A 10,216-nucleotide genomic window follows, 5' to 3' on the forward strand; every position below is an offset into this window, starting at 1 on the left:
CGGTGGCCGCCCCCGGGACTCCCGGGGGCGGCCACCGTGCTGCCTCACCCGGATCGGGCGAGGGCCGCTCACCCGGAACGCGCGCAGGATCGCGGGTGCGGGACCACGTGCCCGTGCCGCGACCGACGGGAGGGAGAGCCGGATGGCCACCGACACGATCACGCGTACCGACCGGGACATCCAGTCCGCCGTGCTCGACGAGCTGACCTGGGAACCCCGGGTCGGCCCGGACGAGATCGGGGTGACTGTCACCGAGGGCGTGGTGACGCTCACCGGCCGGGTGGACAGCTACGCCAAGAAGTGGGCCGCCGAGCGGGCCGCGCACCGGGTCACCCGGGTCCGCGCGGTCGCCAACGACCTCGCCGTCCGGATCGGCACCGCGGCCGGGCGGGAGGACCCGGAGATCGCCATCGCCGCCGTCCGGGCGCTGGAGTGGGACGCGTTCGTGCCGATCGAGACGTTGCAGGTGACTGTGGCCGACGGCTGGGTCACGCTGCACGGCGAGGTCGAGTGGGAGTACCAGCGGCGGGCCGCCGAACGCGCGGTCGCCCGGCTCACCGGCGTGTGCGGGGTGAGCAACGGCATCGCGGTGCGTCCCACCGCCCACCCGGACGGAGACGACCTGGCCGAGCGGATCGTGGACGCGCTGGCCCGCAACCGCGCCACCGAGGCCGAGGAGGTCGACGTGCGGGTGCACGGCGACACGGTGCTGCTGGACGGGCAGGTCCACTCGGCCGGCGAACGCGAGGAGATCGAGCGGGTGGTGTGGAACGCCCCCGGCATCCGCGAGGTGCGCAACCACCTCGCCGTGCGATGAGGCGGAACCACCCCGCCCGGGTGAGCCCGGCTCACCCGGGCGACCGCCACCGTGGGAGGCATGAGTGATCCGAACCGGCTGACCACGAGCGGGCGGGTGAGTGCCGGATGACCACGCCACTTCAGGTCACCACCGCGCGGCTACGGGTCCCGGTGACCGAACGCGACCATGTCCGCGGGCCGGTGGACGCGCCGGTCACAGTCGTCGAGTACGGCGACTTCCAGTGCCGGTTCTGCGGCGCCGCGTACCCGAACCTGACCGAGGTGCTGCGTCAGCGGGCCGACGTGGTGCGGCTGGCGTACCGGCACTTCCCGATCACGAACGTCCACCCGTACGCGGAGAACGCCGCGGAGACCGCCGAGGCCGCCGCCGCGCGGGGCCGGTTCTGGGAGATGTACGACTGGCTCTACCAGCACCAGGACCAGCTCGACCCGGTGCACCTGTCGCTCGGCGTCGAGCAGATCGGCCTGTCGCCGGAGGAGGTCGCCGCGGAGGTCGGCCGCCAGGAGCACGCCGACCGGGTCCGGCAGGACTTCGTCGGCGGCATCCGCAGCGGCGTCGACGCCACCCCGACGCTGTTCGTGAACGACATGCGCCACGACGGCGGCTACGACCTGGCCGAACTGCTCGCAGTGGTGGACGCCGCCGCCGACGCCTGAGAGCTGTCAGATCAGGCGCAGCTCGCGCGCCCGCCGGACGGCGTCCCGCCGGCGGGTCGCGTCGAGCTTGCGATAGATGTTGCGCACGTGCGTCTTCACTGTATTCACCGACAGTGACAGCTCTGCGGCGATCTCCACGTTGGACAGGATGCTCTGGAGGTAGCGCAGGACGGTCAGCTCCCGCTCGGTGAGCGGCTCGTCGAGCGTGCGGGCCGGACCGTCCGGCGCTGCGGTGGCCGGTCGCGCGTCCACGCCCCGGACCAGCTCGGTCACGGTGGCCCAGTACGCGGTGCCGGAGTCCAGGCGCGCGGCGAGCAGATCGCGTACCCCCGGGTCGGCCCGGGTGAAGACGCGCCGGAAGCCGTCCGGCTCGGCGAGCGCCAGCACCTCCTCCAGCAACCGGCCGGCCCGCCGGGCGTCACCGGCGGCGTCGGCCAGCGCCGCGTCGAGCAGCCCGGCGCCCAGCCGCACCGGCAGCGGCCAGTCCGCCGCGCCGGGCCCGGTCCAGTCGGGCAACGCACGCTCGGCCGCGTGGGCGTCACCGGCGCGCAGCCGCAGCCGCGCCGACGCGAGCGCCGGCGCCGGCCCGTCACCCGCCGCGTCGAGCAGCGCCCGGGCACCGTCGAGGTCGCCGACGGCGGCGCGTACCTGTGCCTCGGCGGCGGCGAGCCGTCCGCCCAGCTCCGGGCCGGGCGCGGCCGTCCGCGCCTCGGTGAGCGTGCGCAACGCGCCGCCCGGGTCGCCGCCGTCGGCCAGCAGTCCCGCGCGGCAGAGCGCGGTGAGGGCGGCGCCGCCCGGCTCCGCGCCGGCCGGCCCGGCGAGCGCCAGGTGGGCGGTAGCCTCCGCCGGCCGGTCCCGCTGCCAGTCCACGAACGCCAGCGCCAGATACGCGTAGCCGCAGTCGGACCGCGACGACCAGCCCTGGCAGGGCGGCATCGCCAGCGCCTCCCGGGCCAGGTCCTCGGCGGCCCGCAGCGCGCCCCGGGCCGCCTCCAGCAGCGCCGCACGGCTGACGCAGAGCAGTTCGGTACGCGGTCGCCCGGCCCGCCGCGCCGCCTCCCGCGCCGCGGCGAACCGCTCCCAGGCCGTGGACAGGTCCCCCTCGGCCAGCGCGACCAGCCCGTGCGCGGCGCCGGCCACCGCGCGCACGTCGTCCCGCTCGGCCGTCCCGGCGCGCGGGTCACCGGCTCCGGCCTCCGGGCCGCCCGAGGACTCGTCCGCGGCGACGGTGGACAGCAGGCGGTCGGCGGCCCGGCGTACCTCCTCGTGGTCGCCACCGGCCCGGGCCAGGCTGAGCTTCACGGCGGCGGCCAGCCGGCCGAACCGGTCGCGGCGCGGCGCGGGCAGGTCACCGGCCCGGGCGAGCGCCCGCCGCAACTGCGCGTCGGCGGCGGCCCGGTCCCCGGCGTACGCCCGCTCGGACGCCGCGGCCAGCGCCAGCTCCGGATCGCGGCGGACCGCCTCGGCGGGCGGCTCGGGCGGGGCCGGAGCGGCGGCGGATTCGTCCGGCGCCAGCTCGGGCCAGCGGGTGACGAGCAGGTCGGTGGCGGCGGTCCACTCGCCGGCCAGGAGCGCGTGCCGCAGCGCGTCGGCCGGGCGGCCGTGGGCCCCGTACCAGCCGGCTGCCCGCCGGTGCAGCTCACGCACCTCGTCGGCGGGCAGCCGGTCCAGCTCGTCGCGCAGCACGTCGGCCAGCAGCGGGTGCGGCCGGAACCACTGCGGGTCGCCGCCGTCCTGGTGGAGGAAGCCGCCCTCCCGGGCCGTCTCGGCGAGCAGGTGCCCGGCGTCGGAACGCCCGGTCAGCGCGGCGGCCAGGTCGGCGTGGACCGCGCCGGCCACCGCCACCCGGCGCAGCACGTCGCGGGCCGCCGGTGCCAGCGGGGCGAGCACCTCGTCGCGCAGGTACGCGGCGACGTCCGGCTGGTCACCGGCGAACCGGTCCACCGCGCGCGCCGGGTCGGCGTCGGCACCGAGCGCGAGCGCGGCGAAGCGCAGCCCGGCCGGCCAGCCGGTGGTGCGCTCGGCCAGGCGGCTCACGGCCGGGGCGGGCACCGACAGTCCGTGCGCGACGAGCAGGTCGGCCACCTCGTCGGCGGTGAACGCCAGGTCGGCGGGGCCGATGACGGTCAGCTCGCCGGACAGCCGCCAGTGGTGCAGGGCCAGCGGTGGTTCGCGGCGCGCCCCGGCCACCAGCCGCAGCCGGCCGTCGGCGTGCCGGAGCAGGAACTCCAGCCCGGTCAACGCGTCCGGTTCGGTGACCCGGTGCAGGTCGTCCAGGACCAGCAGCACGTGCCGTTCCCGTGCGGCGAGCGCGGCGGCGAGCGCTTCGAGCTGCTCGGCCCGGGGCGGGCCGTCCGGCACCGGTGGCGGTCCGTCGTCCGGGTCGTCGGCGGCGGCGGTGCGCAGGGCCGCGGCCAGGTAGCCCCAGAGCCGCCCGGTGGTCTCGCCCTCGGCCACCGTCACCCAGGCCGGCGACGGCCCGTCCCGCTCCCCCTGCGCCCAGGTCGACAGCAGCGTGGTCTTACCCCAGCCGGCCGGCGCGCAGACGAGCGTCACCGGACCGGACGCGCCCTGCTCCAGCCGGTCGAGCAGCCGGGGACGCAGCAGGACCGGCTCGGGCGGCGCGGGCGGCGCCAACCGGGACGCCAGCAGCGGCGGCCCACCCGGCAGCGCGGCACCGGCGGGTGATTCGACGCCGGCGGTGAGCAGATCGGGCGTACCGGTGATGTCGCTCGTGTCGCTCGGTGCGACGACCTGGTCTGCCTCCTCCGGCATGCGTCCCTCCCCCGTCGGTGCGGGCAGCGGTTACCCGGACCGGGCCGGTTCACCCCTTCCGGGCGAACCCGGCTCACCCGGCCGCCCCGCACCCTGTAGGCACACGGGACGGCCGGCCGACGCCGGCCACCCGGAGACGGCGGGAGGTCGGGTGGCGCGGAGCGGACGGCTGGCGGTCGGCGCGCTGGCACTAGCGGGAGCGCGGGTGCTGGCGCCGGCGGGGGCGCGGATGCTGGCACGCCGCCGGGCGCGGCGGGCCTGCGTCGATCCACGGCCGGGCCGGTGGCAGGTGGTGACGGTGGCCGCGCCGCCCGAACAGGTGCTCCCGGCCGGGCGGTGGCCCGAGCCGCTGCGCCGCCTCGACGGCGCGGTCGAGGTGTGGGCCCGCCCGGCTCCCGGCGGGCGCGGCACCGAGCTGGCGGTACGCCCGCTGGGCGGGGAGTGCGCGCTCCCGGGATTAGCCGCACACCTGGTCGGCGACGACCCGGGCCGGTTCCTGCGCCACGTGCTGCGGCAGACCAAGCAGCTCCTGGAGACCGGCGAGGTGCTGCGCGCGGACCGTTCGCCGCTGGACCGGCCGGGAGCCGTGAGATGAGGGCGCTGTGCTGGGCCGGAGCCGACCTGCTGGAGGTGTGCCGCGTCCCGGACCCGGAGCTGCGCAACGCCCAGGACATGATCGTGCGGGTCCGGCGGAGCACGACCTGCGGCGCGGACCTGCCGCTTCTGGCCGGGCGGGTGCCCGAGGCGTCCGCCGGTGAGGTGCTCGGACGCGAGTTCCTCGGCGACGTGGTCGAGGTCGGCCCGGAGGTACGCCGGCACCGCGTCGCCGACCGGGTGGTGGTGAGCGCGGCGGTGGCGTGCGGGGCGTGCTGGTTCTGCCGGCAGGGGCTGCCGGCCTGCTGCGACAACGGCACGAGCGGCGTGACGGCCGAGCCGGAGTGGGGGCAGCCGTCCGCCGGCGGCTACGGACGGCCGGCCCGGCTCGGTGGCTTCGCCGGTGGCCACGCCGAGTACGTGCGGGTGCCGTACGCCGACGTGGGCGCGTTCGCCGTGCCGGAGTCGGTGAGCGACGACCGGGCGGTGTTCGCCGCGGACGCCGCGCCGGCCGGCTGGTACGGCGCCGAGCTGGGCGAGGTCGCCCCCGGTGACGTCGTGGCGGTGTGGGGCGCGGGAGCGGTCGGCCAGCTCACCGCCGGTGCTGCGGTGGCCCGGGGCGCGCACCGGGTGATCGTGGTCGACGACCGGGACGACCGGCTGCGGATGGTCGCCGGGCACGAGGGCGTGGAGGCGCTCAACCACAGGTACGTGGACGTGCTCGCCGAGCTGCGCGAACGCAGCGGCGGCCGGGGCCCGGACGTGTGCGTCGACGCCTCCGGGGTGGCGACCGTACCGGTCCGGTGGCCGGTGGCCGAGCCGGACGGCGGGGCGGCGCTGCGCGAGGCGGTGCACGCCTGCCGCAAGGGCGGCGTGGTGGTGGTGCTCGACGCCCGGCCCGGGTTCGTGGACCGGTTCCCGCTCGGCGCGCTCGCGGACAAGGGGCTCGCCGTCCGTGCCGCCCGCCGCCGGGGCGGGGCCGCGATCCCGGCGCTGCTGGCGCGGATGGCCCGCGACGAGCTGGTCACCGAGCACCTGGCCACGCATCGGATGCCGCTGGAGCGCGGCGCCGAGGGGTACGCGTTGTTCCGGGACCGGACCGACGGCTGCGTCCGGGTGGTCTTCACGCCGTGAAGGTGAGCGTCATCGGTGGCACACTCGGCGGATGCGCGCAGACCGTCCGTACGACCTCGTCCTGTTCGGCGCCACCGGCTTCACCGGCGGGCTGACCGCCGAGTACCTGGCCCGGCACGCGCCGGACCGGCTGCGCTGGGCGCTGGCCGGGCGTAACCCGGAGAAGCTGGCCGCCGTACGGGACCGGCTGGCCGCGATCGACCCGGCCCTGGCCGAGCTGCCGCTGCTCACCGCCGACGTGACGGACACGGCGTCGCTGCGCGCGGTGGCGGAGTGCGCCCGGGTGGTGGCCACCACCGTCGGCCCGTACGTGCACCACGGCGAGCCGCTGGTGGCCGCCTGCGCCGCGGCCGGCACCGACTACCTGGACATCACCGGTGAGCCGGAGTTCGTGGACCGGATGTACGTGCGGCACCACGCCGAGGCGGTGCGCACCGGGGCACGCCTGGTGCACGCCTGCGGCTTCGACTCGATTCCGCACGACCTGGGCGTCTGGTACACGGTCAAGCAACTGCCCGCCGACGGGCCGGTCGCCGTGGACGGGTACGTGCGGGCCGGTGGCCGGTTCTCCGCCGGGACGTACCACTCGGCGCTCACCGCGTTCTCCCGTACCGGTGAGATGAGCCGCGCGGCGCGGGCCCGCCGGGCGATGGAGCCCGGCCCGGACGGGCGCCGGGTCCGCGCGGTGCCGGGCAAGGTCGGCCGGGTACGCGAGTTCGGCCAGTGGGCGGTGCCGCTGCCCACCATCGACCCGCAGGTGGTCCGCCGATCGGCGGCGGCCCGACCGGAGTACGGCCCGGACTTCCGCTACCGGCACTTCGCGGCGATGAAGCGGCTGCCCACTGTGCTCGTCGCGGGTGTCGGGCTGGCCGGCGTGATGGGGCTGGTGAAGGTGGCGCCGACGCGGCGCTGGCTGCTCGGGCGGCTCGCCTCCGGGCAGGGGCCGACCGCCGAGCAGCGGGCGAAGTCGTGGTTCCAGGTGCGGTTCGTGGGCACCGGCGGCGGCCGGCGGGTGGTGACCGAGGTGTCCGGCGGCGACCCGGGTTACGACGAGACGGCCAAGATGCTCGCCGAGTCGGCGCTGTGCCTGGCCTTCGACGACCTGCCGGAGACCGCCGGGCAGGTCACGCCGGTCGCGGCGATGGGCGACGCGCTGCTGGACCGGCTGGTACGCGCGGGCATCACGTTCCGCACGCTGTCGGCGTGAGGTTGACCCTCGACCCGCTTGAGGTCACAGGATGACGGCCGTGGAGAGCGAGCTTCGCAGCATCGGCGAACTGGCCCGGGCCAGCGGGTTGACGGTCAGCGCACTGCGTTTCTACGACCGTTCCGGCGTGCTGGCGCCGGCCCGGGTCGACCCGGTGACCGGCTACCGCTGGTACACCGAGGAGCAGGTGGGACCGGCCCGCCTGGTGGCCGGGCTACGCCGGGTCGGGATGCCGCTGACCGGCATCGCCGAGGCGCTGCGGCACCGGCACCGGCCGGCCGAGGTGCACCGGCTGCTGGACGCGCACCTGCGCCGCCTGGAGGACGGCCTGGCCGACGCGCGTCGCGAACTCTCCCGGATCCGCAGCCTGATCGACCCGGAGGAGACCATCGTGACCACCCGACTCGTGCTGTCCCGCACCGACCTCGCCGCCGCCTTCGACGCCGTACGTTTCGCCGTCGGCGCCGACCCCGGCCTGCCGGTCCTGTCCGGTGTGCTGCTGGAGGTGGCCCCGGACGGGGTGCACCTGTTCGCCACCGACCGGTTCCGGCTGGCCGTGGCCCGGGCCGGCGGCACCGTCGACGGCCCGCCGGTGAGCGCGCTGCTGCCGGTGGCCGCCGTCGACGAGCTGCGGGCGCTGCTCGGAGCCGACGGCGCGGGGGACGCCGAAGTCGTCGTCGCCCCCGACCGGGTGACTGTCACGGTGGCGGGCCGGCCGCTGACCGCCGCCCCGCTGCCGTACGACTTCCCCGACTACCGGCGGCTGCTGCGGGCGCAGCTCGGCGACGCGCCCGCGTACCGGATCCCGTTCGACGGCGCGGCGCTACGGGCGGCGCTCACCGCCGACGGCGTCCCGGTCTGCCGCCGCGCGCACGAGGGCGTCGAGCACGAGGTGGTGGCGCTCGGCCTGGACGGCCGCGGCGAGCTGCGCCTGGTCGACCCGAGCGGCGCGGGCGGCGCGGGCGGCGCGGGCGGCGCGGATGCGCTTCGGGTGGCGGTGAACCGGGAGTACCTGCTGGACGCGCTGGGCTCCGGCGACGGCCAGCTCGTGCTGGAGCTGGACGGCCCGATCACCCCGCTGGCCGTGCGGCGGGCCGACGACGCGAGCGCCTTCTCCGTCCTGATGCCGGTACGCCTCTGAGGTTCCGCGCGCAGCGCCACCTTGCGACGCCGATCTGTGACCGTGCGTGACGCCGCCACTCTCCGGATGCTTCCCCCTTGCGCACTTTGCTCTGCAGCCATCCGCGCATCGCTTACGGTCCGTCGAACGTCGCGTCGATGGCTGCAGAGCAAAGTCGCCGGAGGGACATGCCCGTCGGGGAGCGGAGCCGCGAGATTGACCAGCTCAGGGCGCTCGTGAGCCGAAGCGGGGCGACGAGTGCATCAATGCGCCATCACGGAAAGTGAGCACCCTCCGCCGACGGCACCGTCACCACGCACAGTCACCGGAACGGGCCCCGCGACGGCGGGCTGCGCGGGCCGGGCCGGGGCGGCGGGGGCGCGACGGTAGCATCTGGAGGTCCCACCTGACTGCCTGGACGGAGGCGTACGAGCAGCATGCTCGACATGGAGTTGATCCGGAAGGATCGCGAGGCGGTGGCGACCGCGCTGGCGAAGCGTCTGGATCCCGCCGAGGTCACCCGGGCGCTGGACGATATCCAGCGGCTCGACCAGGAACGACGCGCCCTGATCACGGAGATCGACGCCGAGCGGCAGCGCCGCAAGGCCGAGGCGCGCGCGTACGCGGAGGCGAAACGGTCCGGCGGCACGCCGCAGCCGGTCGCCCCGGAGGCCGAGCGCAAGCAGCTCGCGGAGCTGGAGTCCCAGCTCGACGAGGTGCAGTCCCGGCTGCGCTCGGCGATGAGCGAGCTGCCGAACCTGCCCGCCGACGACGTGGTCCCCGGCGGCAAGGAGGCCAACCGGGTGGTGCGCACGTTCGGCGAGGCGCCGGCCATCGAGAAGGTACGCGACCACGTGGAGCTGAGCCGCGCGCTCGGCCTGGTCGACCACGAGCGGGGCGTGAAGCTCGGCGGCTCGGGCTTCTGGATGTACACCGGTCTGGGCGCCCGGCTGGAGTGGGCGCTGGTGAACTGGCTGATCGAGCAGAACATCCAGGCCGGGTACGAGTTCCTGCTCCCGCCGCACCTGCTGCTGGACAGCGCCGGTTTCGCCGCCGGCCAGTTCCCGAAGTTCCACGACGACGTCTACCACATCGACAAGCAGTCGTCCTCGCGCGGCCAGTTCCTGCTGCCCACGGCGGAGACGGCGATCCTCGGCGCGTACCAGGACGAGATCCTGGAGACGCCGAAGCTGCCGTTGAAGGCGTTCGCGTACACGCCGTGCTACCGGCGTGAGGCGGCCGGTTCGCACTCCGACGAGCGCGGCACCGTACGCGGCCACCAGTTCAACAAGGTGGAGATCTTCCAGTTCACGCTGCCGGAGCAGGCGGGCGAGGCGCTGGAGGCGATGGTCGGCCACGTCGAGGGCCTGGTCGGCAAGCTCGGCCTGCACTTCCAGACCAGCCTGCTGGCCGCCGGTGACGCGAGCGCCTCGATGAAGAAGACGCTCGACGTCGAGGTGTGGATGCCGAGCACCGGCAAGTACAAGGAGGTGTCGTCGGTCTCCTGGGCCGGCGACTACCAGGCGCGACGGGCGGCGATCCGCTACCGCGAGCCGGGCGCGAAGCAGACGCGTTTCGTGCACACGCTCAACGGTTCGGCGCTCGCCACCAGCCGCCTGTTCCCGGCCATCCTGGAGCAGTGCCAGCAGCCCGACGGCTCGGTGGTGGTCCCGGAGGTCCTCCGCGACAAGCTCGGCACCGACCGCCTCACCCCGCGCTGACCCGCTCCCCCGCACACGCCGCACCCGCCTCTCCCCCGCGATCTTGCACTTGCAGCCCGCCAGAAGTCCGGTTCACCCCTTCTGCCCGGGCACCAAGTGCAAGACGCTTCTATGTGTGTGGTGATCGGTTCGGCTGGTTGCCGTTAGGGTTCGGCATCGATGATCACTTGGGTGACTCTTCGTCGATCC

General features: G+C 75.9%; 8 protein-coding genes. 7 read left to right on the forward strand and 1 reads right to left on the reverse strand.

Annotation, left to right across the window (positions count from 1 at the left end; translation table 11 throughout):
• The first annotated feature begins 142 nt into the window (after positions 1–142).
• Together AB0D28_RS29600 and AB0D28_RS29605 are read left to right on the forward strand one after the other, a co-directional pair.
• Positions 143–817 (forward strand): BON domain-containing protein, encoded by a 675-nt coding sequence (locus tag AB0D28_RS29600; protein WP_357391175.1) that lies wholly within the window; start codon positions 143–145, stop codon positions 815–817.
• A 107-nt stretch (positions 818–924) separates the two neighbouring features.
• The gene (locus tag AB0D28_RS29605; protein WP_357391177.1) at positions 925–1,476 is read left to right on the forward strand and encodes a thioredoxin domain-containing protein; all 552 of its coding nucleotides are present in this window, start codon (positions 925–927) and stop codon (positions 1,474–1,476) included.
• Between the two features lie 6 nt (positions 1,477–1,482).
• Here the strand turns inward: AB0D28_RS29605 and AB0D28_RS29610 are convergent, their stop codons facing one another.
• Positions 1,483–4,251 carry a LuxR C-terminal-related transcriptional regulator gene (locus AB0D28_RS29610; protein ID WP_357391179.1) on the reverse strand — a complete coding sequence of 923 codons (2,769 nt, stop codon included), beginning with the start codon at positions 4,249–4,251 and terminating at the stop codon, positions 1,483–1,485.
• A gap of 151 nt (positions 4,252–4,402) precedes the next feature.
• On the opposite strand from AB0D28_RS29610, the gene AB0D28_RS29615 reads away from it, so the two are divergent.
• From AB0D28_RS29615 to serS, 5 genes are all read left to right on the forward strand, one after another.
• Complete coding sequence (locus AB0D28_RS29615; protein ID WP_357391181.1) at positions 4,403–4,846, forward strand: hypothetical protein; 444 nt, start codon at positions 4,403–4,405, stop codon at positions 4,844–4,846.
• Positions 4,843–5,979 (forward strand): alcohol dehydrogenase catalytic domain-containing protein, encoded by a 1,137-nt coding sequence (locus AB0D28_RS29620; protein ID WP_357391183.1) that lies wholly within the window; start codon positions 4,843–4,845, stop codon positions 5,977–5,979. The genes AB0D28_RS29615 and AB0D28_RS29620 overlap by 4 nt, the downstream gene beginning before the upstream one ends.
• A gap of 31 nt (positions 5,980–6,010) precedes the next feature.
• Entirely contained in the window at positions 6,011–7,186 is a 1,176-nt protein-coding gene (locus AB0D28_RS29625) for a saccharopine dehydrogenase NADP-binding domain-containing protein (RefSeq protein ID WP_357391185.1), read from the forward strand.
• 31 nt (positions 7,187–7,217) lie between these two features.
• Positions 7,218–8,327 carry a MerR family transcriptional regulator gene (locus tag AB0D28_RS29630; RefSeq protein ID WP_357391187.1) on the forward strand — a complete coding sequence of 370 codons (1,110 nt, stop codon included), beginning with the start codon at positions 7,218–7,220 and terminating at the stop codon, positions 8,325–8,327.
• A gap of 416 nt (positions 8,328–8,743) precedes the next feature.
• Entirely contained in the window at positions 8,744–10,027 is a 1,284-nt protein-coding gene (gene serS / locus AB0D28_RS29635; protein ID WP_184975299.1) for a serine--tRNA ligase, read from the forward strand.
• The last annotated feature ends 189 nt before the right edge of the window (positions 10,028–10,216 follow it).

Source organism: Micromonospora sp. NPDC048169, from assembly GCF_040652815.1.
Taxonomy (GTDB): Bacteria; Actinomycetota; Actinomycetes; order Mycobacteriales; family Micromonosporaceae; genus Micromonospora.